General features: G+C 69.9%; 19 protein-coding genes. 6 read left to right on the top strand and 13 right to left on the bottom strand.

Translation table 11 applies throughout. From position 1 onward, the window contains the following. Nucleotides 1-60 precede the first annotated feature (60 nt). Genes ACYU7G_RS15095 through ACYU7G_RS15075 form a run of 5 tightly spaced genes read right to left on the bottom strand, consistent with a single transcriptional unit; the run spans nt 61 to nt 9,405 of the window. Nucleotides 61-723 carry a DUF6320 domain-containing protein gene (locus tag ACYU7G_RS15095; protein ID WP_461109247.1) on the bottom strand — a complete coding sequence of 221 codons (663 nt, stop codon included), beginning with the start codon at nt 721-723 and terminating at the stop codon, nt 61-63. After that, nucleotides 720-2,120: an alcohol acetyltransferase gene (locus tag ACYU7G_RS15090; RefSeq protein WP_461109245.1), complete on the bottom strand. Its 1,401-nt coding sequence runs from the start codon at nt 2,118-2,120 to the stop codon at nt 720-722. Before ACYU7G_RS15090 ends, ACYU7G_RS15095 begins: the two co-directional genes overlap by 4 nt. Next, a complete protein-coding gene (locus tag ACYU7G_RS15085; protein ID WP_461109243.1) occupies nt 2,117-3,115 on the bottom strand; it encodes an alpha/beta hydrolase in 999 nt (332 codons plus the stop codon). The genes ACYU7G_RS15090 and ACYU7G_RS15085 overlap by 4 nt, the downstream gene beginning before the upstream one ends. A 33-nt stretch (nt 3,116-3,148) precedes the next feature. Further along, nucleotides 3,149-6,295 carry an ATP-dependent DNA helicase gene (locus tag ACYU7G_RS15080; RefSeq protein WP_461109241.1) on the bottom strand — a complete coding sequence of 1,049 codons (3,147 nt, stop codon included), beginning with the start codon at nt 6,293-6,295 and terminating at the stop codon, nt 3,149-3,151. Then, nucleotides 6,292-9,405: a PD-(D/E)XK nuclease family protein gene (locus tag ACYU7G_RS15075; protein ID WP_461109239.1), complete on the bottom strand. Its 3,114-nt coding sequence runs from the start codon at nt 9,403-9,405 to the stop codon at nt 6,292-6,294. Before ACYU7G_RS15075 ends, ACYU7G_RS15080 begins: the two co-directional genes overlap by 4 nt. Nucleotides 9,406-9,580: 175 nt before the next feature. Between ACYU7G_RS15075 and ACYU7G_RS15070 the strand changes: the two genes are divergently transcribed. The 4 genes from ACYU7G_RS15070 to ACYU7G_RS15055 all read left to right on the top strand — a co-directional run bounded on the left by ACYU7G_RS15070 (nt 9,581) and on the right by ACYU7G_RS15055 (nt 12,578). Then, nucleotides 9,581-9,787, top strand: a complete 207-nt coding sequence (locus ACYU7G_RS15070; protein ID WP_461109237.1) for a cold-shock protein — start codon at nt 9,581-9,583, stop codon at nt 9,785-9,787. A gap of 121 nt (nt 9,788-9,908) precedes the next feature. Beyond that, nucleotides 9,909-10,712 (top strand): PP2C family protein-serine/threonine phosphatase, encoded by an 804-nt coding sequence (locus ACYU7G_RS15065; RefSeq protein ID WP_461109235.1) that lies wholly within the window; start codon nt 9,909-9,911, stop codon nt 10,710-10,712. 64 nt (nt 10,713-10,776) lie between these two features. After that, on the top strand, nt 10,777-11,001 hold the full coding sequence (locus ACYU7G_RS15060) for a DUF3107 domain-containing protein (protein ID WP_461109233.1): 225 nt from the start codon (nt 10,777-10,779) through the stop codon (nt 10,999-11,001). Nucleotides 11,002-11,081: 80 nt separating this feature from the next. Further along, nucleotides 11,082-12,578, top strand: a complete 1,497-nt coding sequence (locus ACYU7G_RS15055) for a DEAD/DEAH box helicase (protein ID WP_461109231.1) — start codon at nt 11,082-11,084, stop codon at nt 12,576-12,578. A gap of 74 nt (nt 12,579-12,652) precedes the next feature. Here ACYU7G_RS15055 and trpS read toward each other — a convergent pair whose 3' ends face one another. After that, nucleotides 12,653-13,732, bottom strand: a complete 1,080-nt coding sequence (gene trpS, locus ACYU7G_RS15050; protein ID WP_461109229.1) for a tryptophan--tRNA ligase — start codon at nt 13,730-13,732, stop codon at nt 12,653-12,655. Between the two features lie 33 nt (nt 13,733-13,765). Next, nucleotides 13,766-14,620, bottom strand: coding sequence for a PHP domain-containing protein (locus tag ACYU7G_RS15045; RefSeq protein WP_461109227.1), 855 nt, complete (start codon nt 14,618-14,620; stop codon nt 13,766-13,768). 74 nt (nt 14,621-14,694) lie between these two features. Between ACYU7G_RS15045 and ACYU7G_RS15040 the strand changes: the two genes are divergently transcribed. After that, nucleotides 14,695-15,177, top strand: coding sequence for a DUF2505 domain-containing protein (locus ACYU7G_RS15040; RefSeq protein WP_461109225.1), 483 nt, complete (start codon nt 14,695-14,697; stop codon nt 15,175-15,177). 10 nt (nt 15,178-15,187) lie between these two features. Here the strand turns inward: ACYU7G_RS15040 and ku are convergent, their stop codons facing one another. Beyond that, a complete protein-coding gene (gene ku, locus ACYU7G_RS15035; RefSeq protein ID WP_461109223.1) occupies nt 15,188-15,991 on the bottom strand; it encodes a non-homologous end joining protein Ku in 804 nt (267 codons plus the stop codon). 145 nt (nt 15,992-16,136) lie between these two features. Further along, on the bottom strand, nt 16,137-16,616 hold the full coding sequence (locus tag ACYU7G_RS15030; protein ID WP_461109221.1) for a DUF6912 family protein: 480 nt from the start codon (nt 16,614-16,616) through the stop codon (nt 16,137-16,139). A 188-nt stretch (nt 16,617-16,804) separates the two neighbouring features. Between ACYU7G_RS15030 and ACYU7G_RS15025 the strand changes: the two genes are divergently transcribed. Next, nucleotides 16,805-17,164, top strand: coding sequence for an Rv3235 family protein (locus ACYU7G_RS15025; protein WP_461109219.1), 360 nt, complete (start codon nt 16,805-16,807; stop codon nt 17,162-17,164). A gap of 3 nt (nt 17,165-17,167) precedes the next feature. On the opposite strand, the gene secA is transcribed toward ACYU7G_RS15025, so the two are convergent. The 4 genes from secA to ACYU7G_RS15005 all read right to left on the bottom strand — a co-directional run. Beyond that, complete coding sequence (gene secA / locus ACYU7G_RS15020) at nt 17,168-19,960, bottom strand: preprotein translocase subunit SecA (protein ID WP_461109217.1); 2,793 nt, start codon at nt 19,958-19,960, stop codon at nt 17,168-17,170. Nucleotides 19,961-20,074: 114 nt separating this feature from the next. Continuing rightward, nucleotides 20,075-20,680, bottom strand: a complete 606-nt coding sequence (gene hpf, locus ACYU7G_RS15015; protein WP_461109214.1) for a ribosome hibernation-promoting factor, HPF/YfiA family — start codon at nt 20,678-20,680, stop codon at nt 20,075-20,077. Between the two features lie 104 nt (nt 20,681-20,784). Next, the gene (locus ACYU7G_RS15010) at nt 20,785-21,468 is read right to left on the bottom strand and encodes a ComF family protein (protein WP_461109212.1); all 684 of its coding nucleotides are present in this window, start codon (nt 21,466-21,468) and stop codon (nt 20,785-20,787) included. 52 nt (nt 21,469-21,520) lie between these two features. Continuing rightward, a partial coding sequence (locus ACYU7G_RS15005) for an LpqB family beta-propeller domain-containing protein (protein ID WP_461109210.1) occupies nt 21,521-22,516 on the bottom strand: 996 nt, incomplete at its 5' end.

Raw genomic sequence — 22,516 nt, 5'->3', positions numbered from 1 at the left:
CTCCGGCGGCGCCCACTGGGGCCGCCCCCGTCCGACGCTACCGTGCCGCGGTGGCCCGCTTCAGATGTGCAGTCTTCGTTGCAGGGCGTCCCACAGGACGCGCCGTCGGAAGAGCAGCATCGCCGCCAGCAAGCCCATGCTGATGCCCACGCAGACCAGGGCCGGCGTCATGACGCTGACCCAGCCCAGGAGCACGAACACGCCCGGCACCAGTCCGAAGAGGAACACCAGCGCCGCCTTGCTGATGTGCTCCAGCGGGTCTAGCCGCACCACCCATCCCGCGATGCCCAGTGCCAGGTTGGCGGACGTGCAGACGGCCGGAATCGCCCACGTGACCGCCCACGGCGGCCCCTCGGTGACGAGTTCCCAGGCCAGGGCCGAGCCGGAGAGCAGGACCACCAGCCAGAGCACGAGGCCCCCGAAGTTGCGACGACGGTGAGCCGCTGCCAGCACCACCAACCAGAGCGTCGCCACTGACAACCACACGGTGCGCACCGGGGCCATCAGGTCGGGCACCAGCAACTGCGCGGCGAAGGAGGCCGCGACGGCCACCGCGGACAGTGCCAGCAGGACTCGGCGCAGCTGGCGCCTGTCGAAGCGGAGCGCGGGCGCGGGGTAGGTCTCCGGTGCCGCTGACGGCGTACTCGACTCCAGGGCTGCGCCACACAGGGGGCAGTGCCGCCAACGGCCCAGGACCTCGGCAGCGCAGGTGGGACACCTCACTGCCCGCTCACCCCGGCCTCCTCGATCTCCTCGGCCGTGACGCGGGTGGCGTCCACACCGACCTCGACGCCGTGGCGGGTGAGGTGCTGCACGAGGGCCGCGTGGTAGTCGGTCTCGACGAACGGGCTGGTGAGGGTGAGGGTGAGCCGGGCCCCGCTGCTGATGGCGCAGAGTTGGGGCCGGGCCGCGGACACGTGGAACGCCAGCCCGCGCACGTGCTGGGCGGTGGGCTGCGGCAGGTCCACCCGTCCGAGGTTCGAGATCGCCAACGTGATCCCCCGGTTGTTGAACCAGTTGACCACCGCCAGGACGAGGTCCTTCAGCGGCCGCGGGAAGACCCGGAGCAGGGGGTGACGCTCGAACGCCACCAACCGGTGCATCTTGGCCGTCAACCCCTGCTTGGTGAGTTGGCGTCCGAACTGTTCTGCGAGGTTGCGGCACACCTCACCGATCGGGGTGGCCCCTTCGGTGTCATGGGTGTGCTCCAGGCGGGTGGTGGCGAAGAAGTTGCGTCCCGAGGCGGTGGGGAAGAACTGCCGCAGGTTGACCGGCACCGACATGGTCATCGTGTCCTCCCTGGTCCGTGCCGAACGCACCTGCCGCACCGACTGGAAGAACAGGGCCGTGAGGTAGACCGTCAGGGAGACCCCCTCGGCCCGGGCGAGCGCGAGCACCTCGGCCACGGGCATCGACAGTTCCACCACCCGGCTGCGCAGGTCCGGGGTGCGGTTGCCGTGCACCCGCACCACCCGCCTCCCGGGGGTGTGCCGTGGGCGTTCGGCCGCGGTCTGCGGAGCCTCCTCCTTCGGCAGGGGCGCCGACTCCACGGCGGCGGCCGCCTCGTCAGCGAACGACGCGCGCCCCCGCTTCGCCCGGAACCAGTGCGTGAAGGCGTCCACGGTGAGTTCCTGCTTGACGGCGCCGGCCGGAGTCGCTGCTGCGAAGCCCTCCGGGTGCCGCAGTCCCACGTAGACGGTCAGCAGGTCCTCGAAGAACCACAGCGCGCCGGTGCCGTCGGTCAGGGCATGGAAGACCTCGAGCGAGACCCGCCGGCCGCGGTGGAGGACCCGGAACAGGAGTTCGCGGCTGTCGGGCCGGTAGATGTGGGTCACCGACGGCAGGACGTCCTCCGCCACCCTCGGGTGGAGGGTGGACTGCTGCAGGTAGTACCAGAAGATTCCGTGGCGCAGCACGGCCCGGAACAGCGGGTACTGGGCGTAGACCGAGTCCAGGGCCTGCTGCAGGAGCCCGGGGTCCACCGGCTCGTCGAGGTCGGCGGCGAGGCGGAACACCTTTGTGTCCACCTCGTTGCGGGCGGCCAGGAAGATGTTCGCGGCGTTGTCCAGCCGCACCCAGTTGCGCTCCGGTGGCCCGGCGCCCGCCGCTTGCTCGGTCACGGCGTCGGTGTCCCCGTGTGGACCTGCAACTGCCGGCTGTCGGTGAGGTCCCCGTCGAGGAACGAGTTGACGTGCTCGTAGGCCGCCGTCGGCCTGAGGAACCTGGGCAGTGCGATGAAGCCGTGCAGGGCACCGTCGATGCGCTCGAGGCGGGTGGGGGTCCCGGCAGCCCGCAGCGCCATCGCGAACGCCTCCCCCTCGTCGCGCAGCAGGTCGAACTCGGCCGTCATGACCAGCGTCCTCGGCATCCCGGAGAGGTCCTCGGCAGCCAGCGGGGAGACCAGGGGGGAGTCCCGCTGCGCCGGGTCCGGCTGGTACATCTGCACGTAGTCGGACACCTCCTGGGCCGTCAACCGCAGGCCAGTCCCGTAGGCCTCCACCGAGGCGAAGGGGGAGGTGGCGGCGTCGTGGTCCCACTGGGTGACCGGATACAGCAGTACCTGCGCCCCGGGCAGCGCTCCCCCGCGCTCGCGCAGCACCAGTGACACGCAGGCGGCCAGGTTCCCGCCCGCAGAGTCCCCCGCCAGGGTGATCTCCCCCGGACCATCCGAACCGACGAGTTCGGGCCGCTCGAGCAGGAACTCGGTGACCCACACGCAGTCCTCCAACCCGGCCGGGAACGGGTTCTCGGGGGCGAGCCGGTAGTCGACCGAGCACACCACCCGCCCGGTCTGGTCCGCCATGGTCAGGCAGGTGGTGGTGTAGGTGTCCAGGTCACCGATGACCCAGCCACCGCCGTGGAAGAACAGCAGGGCTCCGGGACGCGCGTCCCCCTTGGGGTGGAAAACTCTGACCGGGATCTCGGTGCCGTCTGGACGGGGCACGGAGCGGTCCTGGATGCGGGTCCTGTCGAGCGGCAGCCAGGACAGGGCCCGCTGGGCCCGGCGGACCAGCTGGTAATCCTCGCGCATGTTGATCCGCGGCGCGGAGAAGAGGCCGAGGACGGCCTGTGCCAGTCGCCCGACAGGCGCGGGGCCGGCCCCGGGTTCACTCATGTCCCCAGCCTACGGCGAACCGGGCGGCCGGGGTCACGGCTCGCGCGTTGGCAGCAGCGCCTCGTCGATCAGGGTGGCGGGTGCCTCGGCGAACACCAGCTCGTCGGCCAGGACGTGGTAGAACGCTGCCCCCACCCGTTCCGGGTCCATCCGGTTGGCGCGGGCCCACGCCTGCCGGTACACGGCCAGCTGGAGGGGGTCGGCGGGACGGTTGGAGGTCTTCCAGTCGATCACCACGTGGTCGAAGCGTTCGCCGTCCCAGGCGTGCACCGCGTCGATACGGCCGCGCAGGACGTGCTGGTCCCAGTGGAGCAGGAAGGGGACCTCCACGCCTAGGGGCTGTCGGTGTGCGAACCGGCCAGCCTCGAAGGCCGCCACCAGTTCGGCGAAGCCCGGGGGCTCGGCACCGCGCACCGGCGCCAACTCGTCGAAGGTGACCGCCGCCGTGGCGAAGCGTCGCTGCACCCAGTCGTGGAAGCGGGTGCCGAGCGAGGCGCCCGTCGACGGGTGGCGCGGCATGGGGCGCAACAGCCTCGCCGCGAACTCCTCCGGGTCCTTGGCCATCGCCATCAGCGCGGTGGCGGACAGGCCCTCCGGGACACCGACGTCGCGGGCACGCCGCCTGCGGTGCTGGTCTGCCAGCAGCGCCGCATCGGCGTCCCAGCCGGCCAGCCGGGCGGCCGAGTCCGCCTCGGCGGTGCCCGAGTCCCAGACCCAGTCCTCGATGCGCTCCGGGCTCGCCCCGGACTGCAGCAGTTCGGTGGCGCTGGCGACGTGGGCCGCGGCGTCGCGGCGGGCGACGAGTTCGGTGGTGTCCTGGGCGGGCGGCCACTGCGCCACGGCCTCCCGGCGCGGCTGCGGGTTCTCCACCGAGGCGTCCAGGTCCTGCGGGTCCACCCCCGCTGCCTCCGCGATCGCCACGAAGTAGTCGGACAGCTCATGGGGACGCTTCAGGCCCGGGGTCCAGACATGCCCGCTGGCCACCAGCAACTGCTTGGCGCGGGTGGCAGCCACGTAGGCGAGCCGGTCCTCGGAACGCCGGTGCTCGGCCTTCGTCTCCGCCTTGTAGGCCTCCATCCCCTTCTTCGTGTACTCCCCGAGCTGCGGGATCCCAGAGGCGTCCCCGCGCAGTGGCGACGGCAGCGACTGTGCCCGGGTGGGCCAGATACCGCCGCGGTCCTGGGACGGGAACGTCTTGTCCGCCAGCGCCGGCACGAACACCGTGTGCCACTCGAGTCCCTTGGCCCGGTGCATGGTCAGCAGTTTCACGGAGTCCGCGTCGCTGGGCACGGCCTGCTCCAGCCCGATCCCGTGCCGCTCCTCGGCGTCCAGGTAGGCCAGGAAGCCGCCGAGGCTGCCGTCACCGTCGACGTCCACGTACTCGCTGACTGCCGCCAGGAAGCGGGCGAGCTGCGAGGAGTCTCCCCCGGGCCGCGCCAGGAGCTCGACCTCCAGTCCCAGCCGGCCGATGACTCGCCGCACCAGGTCGACGACCGGCTCGGCAACGTGCCGACGCAGCTCGGCCAGCTCCGCGGCGAACTGGGCGAGCCGGTGACGGCCCTCCTCGCTCAGGGGCGCATCGCCCGGGTCGGCGACGGCGTCCAGCAGGGAGACCACCTGTCCGGGGTCAGACTCGGTGACGGTGTCCGCCAGGAGGTCCGCGAGGCCGGAGACCTCGCGCGGTGAGGCTCCGTCGCCCGCGAGTTCGCGTGCCCTGCGTCCCAGCACCTCGAGGTCTCGCAACCCGATCCGCCAGCGGGGACCGGTCAGGAGGGTCGCGGCCGCCGGGTTCGCGGCGACGTCGTCGAGGACCCGCAGGGTGGCCACGACGGGGACCACCTCGGGCAGGTGCAGCAGACCGCCCAGCCCCACGATCTCCGTCGGGACGTCACGGTCCCGGAGGACTTCGTAGACCTGTGCCAGGGTGAGGTTGCGTCGCACCAGCACTGCGATGTCCGGCCAGGGCGTCCCGGACTCGTGTTCCGCGATGATGCGTTCGGCCAACGCGTCGAGTTCCTCGGCCAGGGTGTCGAACACGGCTGCGTCCACCCTGCCCTCCGGGGTCTCCGGCGGCGCCACCAGCCGCACCCCCTCCGCCCCGGCCACGGAGGCGAGGCTCTCGGCCAGCCGGTTGCCGACGTCCAGGATGCGCTGCCCGCTGCGACGGTTGGTCCGCAGCGTGAGCCGTGGCGAGTCGGACCCGTCCGGCATCGGGAACAGGCGGGGGAAGTCGAGGATGTTGTTGGCCGCGGCCCCCCGCCACCCGTAGATGGCCTGGTGGGGGTCCCCCACGGCCGTCACCGGGAAGCCGTTGCCGAACAGTGCCCGCAGCAGCACGGCCTGGGCGGCCGAGGTGTCCTGGTACTCGTCGAGCAGCACCACCCGGAACCTGCGCCGCAGCGTGGCGGCGACCTCGGGCACGGTGGTGGCCAACTGCACCGAGCGGCGCAACTGGTCCGCGTACTCCACCAGCCCCAGTTTCGTCTTCAACTGCTGGTAGTCGGCCACGAGTTCCAACAGTTCCAGGCGCTCGTCGAGGGCCGCGAGCGCAGCTGCGACGTCCTTCATCACGTTCCCGCGGTAGAGCGGTGCCTGCTCGAAGGCCGCCCGGGCGGTCCGGGTGAGTTCGACCACCTGCTCGGGGTCCACGAGGTGGCTCTGCAACTGCGCGTCCAGGTCCAGGACGCGTTCGGGGATGTTGGTGTGGGAGAGCCGGCTGATGCTGCGGAACGGGCCGGGAGCGGCCGCCACCGCACGGGCCGCGAGCCGGAACCGCGACGCCCCGGTGAGCATCACGGGATCCGAGTCCAGCCCGAGCCGCAGCCCGAACTCCGCCACCAGTCCCGCGGCGAATGAGTCGTAGGTCTGGATGACTTCGGCGCCCTCCGAGTCGTCGCCGCTGAGCACCCCGGCCGAGGCGAGCGCGTCGGCGACCCGTCCTGCCAGTTCCTGCGCCGCCTTCCGGGTGAAGGTGAGGCCGAGGACCTGCTCCGGCCTGACCTGGCCCGTGCCCACCAGCCACACCACCCGAGCAGCCATGACCGTGGTCTTGCCGGTGCCGGCGCCCGCGATGATGACCGCCGGCGACAGCGGGGCGGTGATGGCACGCAACTGTTCCTCGGAGAAGGGCACCCCGATGGCCTCGCACAGGTCCTGTGGTGACTCGATCGCCGGCGTCATGAACCGACCTCCTTGTCGCTGGGGTGAAGGGCCGGGCACGAGTCCGCGAACGGGCAGTAGGAGCACGCGGCACACTCGGTGGCCGGGAACTCCTGCGAGGTGAGGACCTCCACCGCCTGCGCGAGTCTCTCGTGCACCCAGGTGGGTTCCGCGCCGGGCTCCTCGTCGTCCAGGAACGGCTTGTCGTCGATGGAGGGCTGCTCCACCAGTTCCGGCCAGGTGTCCCCGTGCCGCAGCATCAGGAGGCCGGGCGGGGCGACGGCCCGTACCCCGGGGGCGAACTGGTCGAAGGCCCCGAGGCTGGCCGCCAGCTGGTAGACGCCCAGCTGCGGGTGGTCCACGACGTCGCGCGGCCGCGGCAGCTTGCGCCCGGTCTTCAGGTCCACCACACGGAGCCGGCCGTCGACCAGCTGCAACCGGTCCACGGCACCGGCGAGCTCCACGGTGCGGCCCGCCACCCGCAGGCGGACGCTGAACGGTACCTCGACGGCGAGGACCTGTTCGGGCGAGGCGTCGTTCCAGTTGGCGAACCGCTCCACCGCGGCCTCGATCTCCGCGCGTTCGGACACCGATAGCCACTCCGCCTCGAAGGGGATGCGGTCCCACACCCTGGCGAGCTCCTCCTTCAGGGCGGCTGCGTCCAGCCCGTCGCTGACGGCGCGCTCGGCCAGCAGGTGGACGACGTCGCCCACGGATGCGCGGGAACGTCGCCCGGCCTCGGCCCCCGCCCGGCGGGACAGGAACCAGCGTCGCGGGCAGCTGAGGAGGGTCTCGAGCTGGGAGCCGGTGATCCTGATGACGTCCGGGACCTCCGGGGCGCCCGAGGATTCCTCCCGGACGCCCCACCAGGCGGCCGGGTCCGCGGCCCGGAAGGGCCGGTGCCCGTCGGCGTCGGTGACCTCCGCCAGCCGCGCGAGCCGCAGCGCGGCCGCCCGGCGCATGCCCTCGGTGGTTCCCGGGTCACTGGCGACCGCGCGCAGCTCCGCCACCAGCGCGGCCGCGGTGAGCCGCTGCGCCGGCCGTCCGTGCACGCGCTCGACCACGACACCCAGCTCGTCCAGGAACCGCGAGGGGCGGCCCGCCTCCCCCTCCACTCCCTGGGACGCGGAGACGTGCAGCTCCTCCTGTGCCCGCGCGCAGGCGACGTGGAAGGAACGCCGCTCGTCCCCGAGGACGGTGGCGGGACTGACCGCGTCGAGGTGGTCCGGCGCGAGCCGGTCCGGGTCCAGCAGCAGTCCCCTGCGGTTCAGCTGTGGCCAGCGCCCCTCCTGGACACCCAGCACCCACACCCTGCGCCACTGGCCGCTGGCCGCTCGGTGCGCGGTGAGCAACCGCACTCCCCTGCCCACCAGCTCCAGCTCACGTCCGGTGTCCGCCGGGATCTCCTGCCCGGAGACCTCCGTGATGAATGTCCGCGCCCCAGCCGGGCCCACCAGGTCCTCGCGCCGCGAGGCGAGTTCGAACAGCTCGACGATGGCGTCCAGGTCATGGTTGGCGCGACGGGAACCGGCGAGCGCCGCCTCCCGCAGCTCCTGCGGCCACTGGGTGGCGTCCCAAACCTGCCACAGCGCCGACTGGACGCTGCCACCCGCCTCGAGGACGGCGGCGGCTCCGTGGAGGAGACCCGCGAGCCGCACGGCCAGCTCCGCCTCCTCGCCCTCGATGCCTTCGAGGAGTTCGGGCTCCACGAGGCAACGCCCCAACAGCTGCACCGAGTTGCCGCTGCCCCGGTGCGCCTCCAGCAGGCGCCGCCCCAGCCGGCGCTGGCCGATGGAGTCCAGCCCGCTCAGCGGGGAGGTGAACAGCCTTCCGGTCTCCTCGGCATCCGGGCGGCCACCCCGGGCCGCCACTGCGAGCGCCAGCAGCAGCACCTGGACCGCCAGCTGGCCGGCCAGCGGGATCTCGTCTCCGGCCACCTCGACGGGCACGCCGTAGCGGCTCAGTTCCCTGGCCAGGGGTCCGAGCTGGGCCCTGCCCGAGCGCACGACGACGGCCAGGTCAGACCATTCGAGCCCGTCTGACAGCACGGCCCTGCGCAGCTGTTGCGCCACGTGGGCCTGCTCGGCGCCCTCGTCGTCGTAGACCCGGGCGGTGACCAGGCCCGGCGCGCTGCCCGCAGGTGTGGGGGACGGTGCCGCGCCCACGGGCGAGAGCCGCTGCCGCAACGTCGCCAGCGCCTCCGAGACCGCCGGCGAGTTCCGGAAACCGTCGGTGAGCTGCACGAGTTCCGCTCCCGGTGCCGCCAACAGCTCCGGGACCACGTCCGCCGTGGCACCACGGAAGCCGTGGATGCGCTGTTGCGGGTCCCCGAAGGCGTGCAGCGGGATCCCGGCGCGCGCGCAGTCCAGCAGCAGCGCCAGCTGTGCCGCGTCCAAGGACTGCACGTCGTCCACGATGATGGCGTCCAGGCGCGCCGCCAGGGTGCGCGCGGCTCCGGGGTCCGCCAGCAGGAGCCGCGCCCGGTAGACCAACTCGGCGTAGTCCACGGAGCCGTCGAAATCACTGATCGTGAGGTACTGCTCGAAGAACTCGGCCACCCGTGCGAAGAGCGCGTCGTCCCCTTCGGCGGCGATGCGGGCCACGTCCTCGGGGTCCATGGAGAGGTGACGTGCGCGGGCCAGCACCTCGCGGACCTGCCGGGCGAACGCGCGGGTGGGGACCGCCTCCTGCAGTTCCTCCGGCCAGAACCCCGGACCCAGCTGGTCCAGCAATTCGCGGATCCTCAGTTCCTGCTCCGGGGCACGCAGCAGCCGCCAGGCCACCTCCGGGTCCCCCAGCTCCTGCAACCAACCGAGCGCCACCCCGTGCACCGTGGTGACCCGGGCAGACACCTGCGCTCCGCCGGTGCGGCGCAGGATCTCCCGCCGCAGCCGTTGGGCGTCCGCCCGCGACGAGGCAAGCACGGCCAGCCGGTCCAGGGACGATCCCCCTCGGAGCCGTGCCACCACCGCCTCCACCAGCGACGTGGTCTTGCCCGTACCCGGACCACCCACCACCACGCGCACACCTTCGCCCGGACGCGCCGCCTCCAACTGGGCGGGCGTCGGCTCGGGACTGCTCTCGGGCGGGCGGCGGACCAGCCGCCAGCCGGCTGTGGGCTGCAACTTCACGGCCCCAATGCAACCAGCCACCACTGACAACTGCATCTCGGCGATCACGATTTCGTTGTTTGGGTCGCCGCTGACCCTTCCGCTGTGAAAGAGTGGGGCCACCGCGCCGGTGGAGAACAGGCGACGGGGCCGGGGCACGAGGTGTGCAGCGGGAGTTTTAAGAGGAGAAGCAGTAATGGCACAGGGAACCGTCAAGTGGTTCAACGCCGAGAAGGGCTACGGCTTCATCGCCGTCGATGGTGGCGAGACGGAAGACGTATTCGTGCACTGGAAGTCCATTGAGGCAACGGGATTCCGTTCGCTCGAGGAGAACCAGCGAGTCGAATTCGACATTGTCCAAGGTCAGAAGGGCATGCAGGCGGATCACGTCCAGGTGATCTGACCAACAAGTCAGACCAGAACTTCAAGAACCGCAGGGGCCTTCCAGATTTTCTGGGGGCCCCTGCGGCCATGTCGGGCAGTGCACCTAGGATGACCTGTGCACCGAGACCAGCAAGGACGCAATGACCCACCCCAGCACGCCGACCCGCAGCGAACGGAACCACTACGTCCGTGTCCCTGCGCCCTGGCTCGCTGCCTGCAGCGACGTCGGCCTCAAGCACAAGACGAACCAGGATGCCTTCTGCCTGGCGGCGCGGCCCGGAGCGGAACGCACCGCGGTCCTTGCAGTCGCTGACGGCGTCAGCACCGCAGCCGGCTCCGAGTTGGCCTCCCTGGTGGCCTCCGAGGCCGCCTGCACCCATCTGGTGAACCGGCTCGAGGAGGGTGCCGCCGCCAACCTCGCCTTCGTCCAGGCGTTCGCCGAGGCGCAGGAAGCCGTGATCGCGGCCAAGCAGGGTGACGAGCCCTCGGCCTGCACCCTGATCGCCGGGATCATGACGCACGGCAGCATCGCCGTCGGCAACGTCGGGGACTCCCGCGCCTACTGGTTGGGCGATGACGGCCTGTGCCAGCTGCTGAGCACCGACGACTCGATGGCCCAGGCGAGAATCATGCTGGGCATGACTCGCGAGGAGGCGGAGCAGTCGAGCCAGGCCCACTCCATCACCAAGTGGCTCGGCCGCGACGCCAGCAACGTCACTCCCTCGGTCATCACCCACCAGCCCACCACCAACGGCTGGCTGCTGTTGTGCACCGACGGCCTGTGGAACTACGCCAGCTCCCCGGAGGGGATGCACCACGTGGTCAAGGGCTTCGTCGAACGTCTGGGCACCCCGGCCGCCGTCGCCGAGGCACTCGTGGACTGGGCCAAGGAACAGGGCGGCCGGGACAACATCACCGTCGCCCTGGCCCGCTACGAGGCGTGAGGCCCCTTGCCTCCCGGGTAGGGTGGCACCAACTGGAATTTCGTAGTCTGGAGAACTTGAACCCATGGACGTGAAGATCGGCGTTGCGGACGTTGCCCGCGAGCTCACAGTCAAGACCGAACTCGCCGCGGACGAGGTGGTGTCGGCCCTCGGGAACGCGCTGGAGGGCGGCGGCCTGTTCGAGTTGACCGACGACAAGGGACGGCGCGTCGTCGTCCCCGCCGCCAAGGTGGCCTACGTGGACCTGGGAGCCGCCGACGAGCGTCCCGTGGGATTCGGCGCCGTCTGAGTTCCACGTGACGGGCGGTGGTGGAGTAGCATGACCCGTGGTAAAGATCCACGGCGCTTGCGCGCCGCTCCCCGCCGCCTGTGAGGCCTTCGGCCCGGGCCGGCCCAAACGAAGGTTTTACGCTGAGCGATCAAGAGCAGCCGGGCGAACAGACGTTCGCCGAACTAGGCATCAAGGAAGAAATCACGACGGCGCTGGCTGAGGCCGGCATCGTCCACCCGTTCCCCATCCAGGCCCTGGCGGTCCCGCTGGCCGTCGGTGGCACGGACCTGATCGGCCAGGCGCGCACGGGCACCGGCAAGACGCTGGCGTTCGGCGTCAGCCTCCTGCACCGGCTCGAACTCGCCGCCGAGAACGCAACTGAGCGTCCCAACCACGGCAAGCCGCGTGCGCTCGTGGTGGCCCCCACCCGTGAACTCGCGCTGCAGGTCGCCCGTGACCTGGCCCTTGCCGGCAGCAAGCTCAACACCCGGGTGCTGACGATCTACGGTGGCACCGGCTACGACGAGCAGTTGGAGGCTCTCGAGCAGGGCATCGACGTCGCCGTCGGCACCCCGGGCCGCCTGCTGGACCTGGCCAACCGGCGCGCCCTCGACCTGTCCAAGGTGGAGGTCCTGGTGCTGGACGAGGCCGACGAGATGCTCGACCTCGGCTTCCTGCCCGACATCGAGCGGATCCTGGCCAAGACCCCGAAGGACCGCCAGACCCTGCTGTTCTCGGCCACCATGCCGGCGCCGATCCTCGCACTGGCAAGGGCCACCCTGAACCGCCCGATCAACATCCGCGCGGAGGGACACGACGCGCAGGCCACGGTGCCGGACATCGACCAGTTCGTCTACCAGGCCCACCACCTCGACAAGCCCGAGATGGTGGCCAGGATCCTGCAGTCCTCCGACGCCACCAAGGTGATGATCTTCTGCCGCACCAAGCGGGCCGCGCAGCGCCTCGCCGACGACTTGGTGGATCGGGGTTTCCCCGCCGCACCGATCCACGGCGACCTGAACCAGGCCGCCCGGGAACGTGCGCTGAAGAAGTTCCGCGCCGGCACCATCACCACGCTGGTGGCCACCGACGTCGCCGCCCGCGGCATCGACATCTCAGGCATCAGCCACGTCATCAACTACGAGTGCCCGGACACCGACGCCACCTACGTCCACCGCATCGGGCGCACCGGCCGTGCCGGGAACACGGGTGTCTCGGTGACCCTGGTGGACTGGGCGGACGTGACCCGCTGGAAGGTCATCGACAAGGCGCTGGACCTGAACCTCGGCACCCCGGAGGAGACCTACTCCTCCTCGCCGCACTTCCACGAGCAGCTCAACATCCCCGAGGGCACCAAGGGACGCCTCCCCGGCGCCAAGCCCGTCGAGCGCGCCGAACGCAAGGCCAGCAGCCGGGACCGGGATCGTGAGCGGGAGGGTGGGGAGGGCCGCCGTCGTCGCCGCCGCACCGAGCAGGCCGGCGACCACCCCCGCAAGGACGAGGCCCCGACGGCCGGCACGTCGAAGCCGCGCCGCCGCCGCCGGCGCAGGCGCGCGGGTGAGGACATCACCCCCGCGCAACCCGCCGCCGACTGAGCGATCCGGCCCTTGACGCGATCCGGCCCACCGACCTGCTTGGTCGGTGGGCCGGATCCGTTCCTGCGGAACGCTCAGTAGGACATGTTCATGGCCCGTCGCACCTCGTCGAGGGTCTCCTCCGCCACCTCGGTGGCGCGCCGGTTGCCGTCGGCGAGGATGGCGCTCAGGGCACCCGGGTCCGCGAGGAGTTCCGCCCGGCGGGCGCGGTGGGCGGCGAAGTGCTCGTTGACGGCCTCGGTGACGAGCTTCTTGAGGCCGCCGCCACCGGCGTCGCCCAGTTCGTCGGCCACCTCGACCGGGTCCCGGTCCAGGCAGAGTGCCGCGATGTTGACCAGGTTGGACACCTCCGGCCGGTTGACCGGGTCGTAGGTGATGTGCCGCTCGGAGTCGGTGACCGCCCGCTTGAGCAGCTTGGCAGTCTCGTCCGCGCTCATGCCGAGCTCGATGGTGTTGTTCTTCGACTTGCTCATCTTCGTCCCGTCCAGCCCCAGGATGGTGCCGCTGCTGCTCAGCAGCGCGTCGGGCTCGGGGAAGATCGGGCGGTCCGCGTCGACGCGGCCGTAGCGCTCGTCGAATCGCCGGGCGATGACGCGGGCCTGTTCGATGTGCGGGAGTTGGTCCTTGCCGACGGGCACGAGGTTCGCCTTGCAGAACAGGATGTCGGCGGCCTGGTGCACGGGGAAGGTCAGCATGAGTCCCGACATGGGTCGGGTCGAGCCGGCCAGTTCGTCCTTGACGGTGGGGTTGCGACGCAGTTCGGCATCGGTGACCAGCGCGAGGAAGGGCAGCATCAGCTGGTTGAGCGCGGTGATCGAGGAATGGGTGAAGATGACGGTGCGCTCGGGGTCGACACCCGCCGAGACGTAGTCCGCCAAGGCGTTTCGCACGTTGTCCGAGAGGTCTCCCACACCGTCGCGGTCATAGATCACCTGGTAGTCGGCCACCAGCAGGAAGGTGTCGACGCCCATGTCCTGCAGGCGGACCCGGTTCGCCAGGGAACCGAAGTAGTGCCCGATGTGGAGCTTCCCGGTGGGACGGTCCCCCGTCAACATCCTGAAGCCGGAGGGGTCCTTGGCGAGCTTGGCCTCGATCTCCTGGCTGCGTGCGGTGGCGGTCCGAAGCGACGCCTCGGTGTCGGGGGTGGATTCCATGCGAGTTCTCCTGAGTCTGGTGCGCCCTTTACCCTAGCGTCCGGAGGTGCGGTGGTCATTCATCGCTCGGAGCAGTTCCTCGAAGGCCTCCGGCGTGGTGGTGTTGAGGCCGAGGGGATGGTCCCTCTTGCCGGTCCCGTGGTAGTCGCTGGATCCCGTGGCCACCAGGCCGAGACGCTGTGCCAGGGCCCGGAGTTCGACACGCTCGGCGTCGTCGTGATCGGCGTGCCAGACCTCGATCCCGTCCAGCCCGTGTTGGAACGCCAGGTCCTCCACCACCGGCGGCGTCAGCAGCCGGGCACTGCCACGTCCCCACGGGTGGGCGACCACCGCCGCTCCCCCGGCGACGTGGACGAGGTCGATGGCCCGGGCGAGTGGTGTGGAGTAGCGGTGGACGAAGCCGGGACGACCCTCTGCGAGGTAGAGGTCGAACGCCTCCCTGCGGTCCCTGACATGCCCCTTGGCCACCAGGGCGTCAGCGAAGTGCGGCCGGCCGAGGGATGGAGCACCGGCAGCCGCGGCGAGCACCTCCTCCATCGTCACGGGGACCCCGGCCGCGGCCAGTCGTGCGCACATGAGTGGCAGTCTTCCGTCCCGCCCCTCGCGGTTGCGGGCCAGCTCGGCCGCCAGGGCCGGGTCCGTCTCGTCGCAGCCGTAGCCCAGCAGGTGCACCGACGCGCCGTCGAGTTCCGTGGAGATCTCGATGCCCGGAAAGACTTGTACTCCGAACCGCTCACCGGCGGCCAGCGCCTCGGGCAGCCCGTCGAACGTGTCGTGGTCCGTCAGCGCGACGACGTCCAGGCCCGCCGCGGCCGCCGCGGCGACGAGTTCCGTGGGCGTGTCGGTGCCGTCGCTGACGCGGGAGTGGGTGTGCAGGTCGATCCTCATGCGCCCATCCTAGGATCGCGGGCAGCCCGGGAACTCGTGGCAGCGTGCTGGGCCCGCTGGGTACATTTGTAATCATGCAGCTGAACTACGAGCACACTTACAACGGCACGCCCGAGCAGGTCGTCGCCCTGATGCGGAACAAGGACTTCATCACCGACGTGGCCGAGCATGCCGGTGCCACCAGCCACGACGTCGCCATCTCCGGCAACGTGACGCAGCTGCGGATGACACTGCCGGTGCCGGGCGACGTCGCGAAGTTCGTGGGTGGGGAGGTGGACCTGTCCCAGCGTTTCGAGTGGAGCGACCCGGCGGCCGATGGTTCCAGCACAGGGAAGGTCGACGTCACCGTCAAGGGTCTGCCGATCACCGTGGCCGCCACCGCCGTCCTGCGCCCCGCCGGGGACGCCACCTCCGGCAGCTACAGCGGCGATCTCCGAGTCAAGATCCCCCTCGTGGGCGGAAAGGTCGAGAAGATGGTGGCCCCGTTCATCGAGCAGGCCTTCGCCGGCATCGAGCGCCGCGCCCAGGACTGGCTCGCCCGGGACCAGCAGGGCTGAACCTGAACCGCTACGACGCCTTCTTGGCCCCGGCGCGCCGCTTCTTGGCGGCCTCCACCGAGGCCTTGAGGGTGGCCATCAGGTCAACCACCTCGCCGGTGCCCTCCTCGTCGGGTGCAGCCTCCGGAATCGGTGCACCAGCGAGCTTGGCCTCCACCACCTCGGTCACCGCTTCGCGGTAGGAGTCGGTGAAGGCCTCCGGGTCGAAGGTCCCCTCCAACTGCTTGATCAGCATGTTGGCCATCTCCAGTTCGGCGTCGGAGACGGTGACCTCCTCGGATGGTTTCGCGAAGTCGCCGTCGCGCAGCTCGTCGGGCCAGAACATCGTGTGCATCACCAGGAGGTCGTCCTTGGGCCGCAGCAGCGCCAAGGACTCCCGCTGCCGCAGCGCGACCTTGACCACGGCCACCTTGTCCTGCTTGGCGAGTGCGTCACGCAGCAGCACGTAGGGCTTCTGGCCCATGTTCTGCGGCTCCAGGAAGTAGGACTTCTGCAGGTAGGAGTCATCGATCTCCGACTCGTCCACGAACTGCACCACGTCGACGGTCTTCAGTGAGTTCAACGGCAGGGAGTTGAAGTCGTCGTCGGTGAGGACCGCCATCCGGCCGTCCGCGGCCTCGAACCCCTTGGCGATGTCCCCCCATTGCAGCACCTCGCCACACTTCTCGCACACTCGCTGGTAGCGAACCCGACCGCCGTCCTCCGCGTGCACCTGGCGGAAGCTGACGTCCTTGTCCTCGGTGGCCCCGTAGAGCTTGACCGGGATCGTCACCAGTCCGAACGAGATCGACCCGTTCCAGATTGCCCTGGGCATGTCGTCCTCCTGTCGTGGGCTGCAGTGCCGAGTCCCATCTTCTCACCAGAGCACGGTGGAACGGGCCAACGCCGCCGGACTCGCCTGCGTCAGCGAGCACCGCCCTCGCCGTCGCGTTCGACATGATTGGCAAGGTCAGAGCGTCTCAGAGCTCCTGAGCGGCCCTCCGGTACTCTTCCACGTCGTTCCACAGCATGTCGTTGGCGTGAAGGAGTTCCTGCACCTGGGGGAAGTCCCAGGCGGTGTCGATGTCCAGGCCGGCCGCTGCGGCGGCGGCGTCGGCGTAGTCCACCCCCTCTGCCTCGGAGAACCAACAGGTGACCGACTCCGGGCGCACCTCGAGAACCTCCACCTGGCCGTTGCCCGGGTCCGTGCCGGGCCGCACCTGGGATGGCGGCACCTCGGCCACGAGCACCAGTCGCTCCCCGTGGGCCGACAGGGCGGCGACGGAGGCGATCACCATCGCCGCGTACTCGGCATCCTCCAGCTGGCCGGTGCTGTACTCGAGCGCCTCGAGGAGTTCGGGGGTCACGGTGTGGGCGGAGCGTCGCTCCAAGGCGACGGCACCGGTGATGGCGCCGAGCTCATCGCTGCGGATGGGGACGAATACGAGTTGGCGTTCCACAGCGCCAGCCTAACGGGCGACGCGCCACCGGGCCGCTGCGCCGCGCAGGCCGAGGCCCACAGGGTGTTGTCAGTTGGGCCCCGGGTGTTGTCACGGGACCCAGAGGTGTTGTCACCGGGGGCGTCGGTGTTGTCGATGCGCGCAGAACCCTGTCGCCCGGGCCGTGGCCGGTCCTAGCGTCTCGTGCCATGACATTGCTGCAGGCCACCGCCACCCGACCCGACGCACCGGCCCCCGGGGCTCCCCCGAGATCGCTGGGCGTGGCGGTGGGGGTGCTGGAGGCGTTGGCCGGGCGTCGGCCGCTGCACCAGATCCGGGCCAGGATGACCCGCACCGCGTTCGAGTCGCTCGTGGATCTGTTGGACACCGGACGCGTGATCCGGATGGCCACGGGACGCATCACCGCGCAGATGCCCACCGCGAGCGCCGTCGAGGCCACCACGAGCATCGCTGTGGGCGGCCGCTGGCTGGCCTGCGTGCTACGTCTGGACAAGGGACCCGACGGCTGGGTCTGTTCGGACTTCGCCGTCGTCGGACTCCCCCGCTGAGGCTCAGGCTGCCGCGCCGCCGTGGCAGTTCTTGTACTTCTTGCCGGATCCGCAGAAGCAGGGCTGGTTGCGCCCCAGCTTGCGCTCGGTCTTGACCTGGGTGGTGGTGGAGCTGGCCTCGCCGGACTCGTCCGGGGCGGAGTAGCTGAGGTTCTGCTGCTCCTTGGCCTCGAGCCCCTTGGCCAGCGGCTTGCGCTCCTGCGGCACAGGGGCGGAATCGGCGGCTTCCTGTCCGTTGGCGGAGGCGAGGCCCGCCTTGCCCAGCACGTCAACCGGGGTGCCGTCTCCCTCGGTGACGAGGCCGACGTTGACCGCGGGCTGGGGCTTGTTGACCTCGAGGTTGAACAACAGGCCCACCACCTGTTCGAAGGATGCCTCACGCATGGCGATGAACATGTCACCACCCTCGCGCTGGTACTCCACGAGCGGATCTCGCTGGGCCATGGCCCGCAGGCCGATGCCCTCGCGCAGGTAGTCCATCTCGTAGAGGTGCTCACGCCAGTTGCGGTCCACGACGCTGAGCAGGACCTGGCGCTCCAGCTCGCGCATGGTCTCTGCCCCGAGCTCCTCCTCGCGCCGGTCGTAGGCCTCCTTGATGTCCTCGGTGAAGATCTCCACCAGTTCGGACTGGTTCGGCAGGTCCTCGGGCAGGTCGTCGATGTCCACGCCCACCGGGTAGAGGGTACGGAGCTCGTTGAGCAGCATCTCGATGTCCCAGTCCTCCGGGACTCCGACGGTGTGGGTGCGGACCACCTCGGCCACCACGGACTCGGCCCGCTCGCGCAGCTGCTCCTCGAGGTCTGCGCCGTCGAGGACCCGGCGCCGGTCGCGGTACACGACGTGGCGCTGGCGGTTCATCACGTCGTCGTACTTGAGGACGTTCTTGCGCATCTCGAAGTTGCGCGCCTCCATCTCCTTCTGCGCCGACTCGATGGTGTTGGTCACCGACTTGTTCTCGATCGGGACGTCGTCCGGCACCTTGAGCATCAGGAGCGCACGCTCCAGCAACTCGGGGCGGAACAGCCGCATCAGGTCGTCGGACAGTGACAGGTAGAACCGGCTCTCGCCCGGGTCACCCTGACGTCCGCTTCGGCCTCGCAGCTGGTTGTCGATGCGTCGGGACTCGTGGCGCTCGGAACCGACGACGTAGAGGCCGCCGGCTTCCTTGACCTCCTCGTGCTCGGCACGGACCTGGTCCTCCAGCGCCTGCAAGGTGTCGGGCCACTGGGCCTCGTACTCCTCCGGGGTCTCCACCGGGTCCAGGCCCTGCTTGCGCAGCTGCAGGTCCGCCAGGAACTCGGGGTTGCCGCCGAGCATGATGTCGGTGCCTCGTCCCGCCATGTTGGTGGAGACTGTCACAGCACCCTTGCGTCCGGCCTGGGCGACGATCTCCGCCTCCTTCTGGTGCTGCTTGGCGTTCAGGACGTTGTGCGGGATCCCGGCGCGCTTGAGCAGCTTGGAGAGGATCTCGGACTTCGCGACGGAGGCGGTACCGATCAGGACGGGCTGGCCCTTGGCGTGGCGTTCGACGACGTCGGCGATGATGGCGTCGTACTTCGCCTCCTCGGTGCGGTAGACGAGGTCCTTCTTGTCCATGCGGATCATCGGCCGGTTGGTGGGGATCGGGATGACACCCAGGCCATAGATCTTCTGGAACTCCGACTCCTCCGTCTTCGCGGTGCCGGTCATGCCCGCGAGCTTCTCGTACATGCGGAAGTAGTTCTGCAGGGTCACGGTGGCCAAGGTCTGGTACTCGTCCCGGATCTGGACGCCCTCCTTGGCCTCCAGCGCCTGGTGCAGGCCCTCGTTGTAGCGACGGCCCGACAGCGAACGGCCGGTGTGCTCGTCCACGATCAGGATCTCGCCGTCCATCACGACGTAGTCCTTGTCCTTCTTGAACAACTCCTTGGCCTTGATGGCGTTGTTGAGGTAGCTGATCAGCGGCGTGTTGGCCGACTCGTACAGGTTGTCGATGCCCAGGCGGTCCTCGACGTGCTCGATGCCGGAGGCGTTGATGGCCACCGTCCGCTTCTTCTCGTCCACCTCGTAGTCCTTGTCACGCTCGAGCTGACGCACGAGCTTGGCGAACACCGGGTACCACTCGTGGGTGTCCTGGGCGGGGCCGGAGATGATCAGCGGGGTGCGGGCCTCGTCCACGAGGATGGAGTCGACCTCGTCCACGATGGCGTAGTGGTGGCCGCGCTGCACGAGGTCCTCCACCTTGAGGGCCATGTTGTCACGCAGGTAGTCGAAGCCGAACTCGTTGTTGGTGCCGTAGGTGATGTCGGCCTTGTAGGCCTCGCGACGCTGCGTCGGCGTCATCTTCGACAGGATCACGTCCACCGTGAGGCCCAGGAAGTGGTGGATCCGGCCCATCTGTTCGGACTGGTACTTGGCCAGGTAGTCGTTGGTGGTGACCACGTGCACGCCCTTGCCGGTGAGGGCGTTCAAGTAGGAGGGAAGAGTAGCCACGTGGGTCTTGCCCTCACCGGTTTTCATCTCGGCGATGTTTCCCCAGTGGAGCGCGGCGCCGCCCATGATCTGGACGTCGAAGAGTCGCTTGTCGACGACGCGCACGGTGGCCTCGCGCACCACCGCGAACGCCTCCGGCATGATCTTGTCGATGTCCTCGCCGTCGCTCAGGCGCTGGCGGAACTCGTCCGTCATGGCTCGCAGTTCGGCGTCGGACATCGCCTGGAAGTCCTCCTCGATGAGGTTCACCTGCTTGGCGATCTTGTCCAGCTTCTTCAACTGCGCACCCGAGCCCAGGTTGCTCAGGAAGTCCATGAATCCCACGTCGTGGTCCTTTGGTTGACGTCATAGCGGCCGTTGAACCACCAAAGGTGGTCGCACGCCGCTGACCATCCTAGCCAGCGGCGGCGAACCACCCAAGATCTGGACTCGCGAAACTCAGCTCTCGACGTCCAGGTGGATCACTCCGTAGTTGTAGGCCTTGCGTCGGTAGACCACCGAAGGACGTCCGGTGGCGGCGTCCTGGTAGAGGAAGAAGTCGTGCCCGACCAGTTCCATCTCGTCCAACGCCTGGGCGAGAGTCAGCGGGGCGGCCTTGAACACCTTCTCCCTCACGACCAGCGGCCCGTCCCCAGTGACCACCATTCCAGCCACCTCGTGCGTGTCGTCGTCGGTCTCCTGCGTGGCATCCGTCGGCAGGGGCGGCAGGTCCTTGGGCGGGATCGCGGATCGCAGTCCGCGGTGGGTCTTGCGTCGGTCAGCAGCCTTGCGCAGCTGCGTCTTGAGCCTGTCGAAGGCCGTCTCGAAGGCGGCCGTCTTGTCGTTCGCCTTGGCCTCGGCCCGGATCACGGGGCCGCGGCTGCGCAGCGTGATCTGGACCTCCACGGCGTCGGCCGGGTTCTTGGTGCCATCGGTGGCGGAGAACTCCACCTCACCCCTGATCAACCGGTCTTTCAACTTCTCCACCGAAGTGAGGCGGTCATTGACCAAGGACTTGAGATCCGGTCCGACCGTGCAGTGCCTGCCAGTTACGACGATGTCCATCGTTCCTCCTTCTCGGCGCCGAAGCGCTACGGGGTAAACACAGACGCCCCCGAACCGGTCTGGATCCAAGGACCCTGGTTCGAAGGCGTCTCCATTCCCATACGCTACCCGGTTCTCCGAGCAGGGTGGGGGATATCCGAGACTTGGGCACCCCTGGTGCGATCCGCGTCCCCGACCACGGCGATGCCGTGCACTTCGGCCCCCACCGAACGCAGGGCCCGCAGTGCCTCCGCGAGCGAGGAGCCCGTGGTGCAGACGTCGTCGCACAGCACCACCGGGGCACTGCTGGGCCGGGCCCGCATCGAGCCCGCGACGTTGCGGCTGCGGCCCTGCCTGCCGAGGACCCGTTGGTCCTGGCCAGTCGTGGCCCGCACCAGCAGCGGACGCCACCTGAGACCCGTCCTGCGGGCCGCGACTGCGGCGAGTCGGCGCCCGTGGTCGTAGCCGCGGGCCCGGACCTTCGACGCCAGCGACGGCACCGGGACCAGGACTGCTCCCGGAGGCGGCTGGAGCGCAGCCACCGCCACGGCCAGCCGATGTCCCAGCACCCGCTCCAGGTGCAGTGCGCCGTCGTCCTTGAAGGCGGGCACCAGGTGCTCGAGCAGGGGCCTGTAGTCGTTGGCCGCCAGGACCGTGACGCCCTCCAGCCCACCGCGCCGCACCGCCCTGGGCGCCGGGTCGGCAAGCAGCGTGCGGCAGCCGCGGCACAGGGACCACGAGGGCAACCGGCACCCCGGGCACACGGAACCGAGGAACAGGTGGGCGGCGGCGTCGAGGAGGGTGACCATGTCCACACTCTGGTAGTCGTGCAGCCACCTCCGCCACGTCTCCACAGCCCGCTCAACCCGGGTAGCTGACCTCCGACATGGTCACGTCCAGACCGGTCCAGCGGCTGCGGGCCTCGTAACGGCGCACCTCGTTGTCGGCGCTGCGGATGACGACGGCGTCGCCGCCCATCCTAGGCAGGGCGGAGATCTGCACCGGCTCCGCACCCACCGGCCCGATGTGCTCCACGAGGGCCCCGTCGGCGGAGACCAGGTAGACCGACGGGTCGTCACGTGCGCTGGCGATCAGGGCGAGTTCGGTCTCACCGCTCCAGCTCACGTCCACGAAGTCGTGCAGTTGGTCCGCCTGGTCCGCGATGACGAGTTCCCCGGGGTGGACGAGCGTCGGCCGGCCGGCGGCGGAGATGGTGGCCATCACGAGCGACGAGTCCTCCTCCCCCGCGGTGACCAACGCGATCCGAGCCCCTGCCTGGGAGACCGAGAAGCTGGTGATCTCCTCGGAGACGAGGCTGGTGTCCACCGAGGTCACCCGTGCCTGGGCGTCGATGATGAGCAGGCGGACCCGACCCTCCGGGTCCCGCCCCATCACCCAAAGCTCACCCTGCACGAACTGGGCGGAGCTGAGCTCCACGTAGTCGGTCCCCACCTCGACGAGGTCACCGGCACGGGGGCCGAGGAGCACTGTGTCCCGCTCCTCGTCGATGAAGCCAACGAGCATGGCGTCCAGAGAGACCGCCACCTCGGCGACGTCCCGGCCGCCCGACTGCATCCGCACGAAGGATCCCGAGGGTGCGAGCTGTCCAGCAGCCCCCAGCCGGACCCCGAACAGGTCCGGGATGGTCGCGCGCGAGAGCACTTGGTAGCCCTGCTGGGAGGCCAGTTCCAGCACGCCCTCCTCGTTCTGGCCGGGCAGCGCGAGTGGGACCGCACCGTCCTCGACGCTGAGCCCGCTCATCCGGGGGATCGCCGTCAGGGACCAGACGAGTTGGGCCCCGAGGTCCCGGCGGCGGTCCTCGCTCAATCCGTCGGGCAGGCCGCTGAGGGAGACCGT

It is taken from the genome of Tessaracoccus terricola, assembly GCF_054776555.1.
The sequence above is the reverse complement of the archived record's forward strand: the minus strand, read 5'-3'. Positions and strand labels throughout refer to the sequence as shown.

Coding starts and splice junctions, on each gene's coding strand:
- ACYU7G_RS15085 (WP_461109243.1), bottom strand. CDS start 3,115: ATGAGTGAACCCGGGGCCGGCCCCGCGCCTGTCGGGCGACTGGCACAG.
- ACYU7G_RS15080 (WP_461109241.1), bottom strand. CDS start 6,295: ATGACGCCGGCGATCGAGTCACCACAGGACCTGTGCGAGGCCATCGGG.
- ACYU7G_RS15070 (WP_461109237.1), top strand. CDS start 9,581: ATGGCACAGGGAACCGTCAAGTGGTTCAACGCCGAGAAGGGCTACGGC.
- ACYU7G_RS15065 (WP_461109235.1), top strand. CDS start 9,909: ATGACCCACCCCAGCACGCCGACCCGCAGCGAACGGAACCACTACGTC.
- ACYU7G_RS15060 (WP_461109233.1), top strand. CDS start 10,777: ATGGACGTGAAGATCGGCGTTGCGGACGTTGCCCGCGAGCTCACAGTC.
- trpS (WP_461109229.1), bottom strand. CDS start 13,732: ATGGAATCCACCCCCGACACCGAGGCGTCGCTTCGGACCGCCACCGCA.
- ACYU7G_RS15045 (WP_461109227.1), bottom strand. CDS start 14,620: ATGAGGATCGACCTGCACACCCACTCCCGCGTCAGCGACGGCACCGAC.
- ACYU7G_RS15040 (WP_461109225.1), top strand. CDS start 14,695: ATGCAGCTGAACTACGAGCACACTTACAACGGCACGCCCGAGCAGGTC.
- ku (WP_461109223.1), bottom strand. CDS start 15,991: ATGCCCAGGGCAATCTGGAACGGGTCGATCTCGTTCGGACTGGTGACG.
- ACYU7G_RS15025 (WP_461109219.1), top strand. CDS start 16,805: ATGACATTGCTGCAGGCCACCGCCACCCGACCCGACGCACCGGCCCCC.
- hpf (WP_461109214.1), bottom strand. CDS start 20,680: ATGGACATCGTCGTAACTGGCAGGCACTGCACGGTCGGACCGGATCTC.
- ACYU7G_RS15010 (WP_461109212.1), bottom strand. CDS start 21,468: ATGGTCACCCTCCTCGACGCCGCCGCCCACCTGTTCCTCGGTTCCGTG.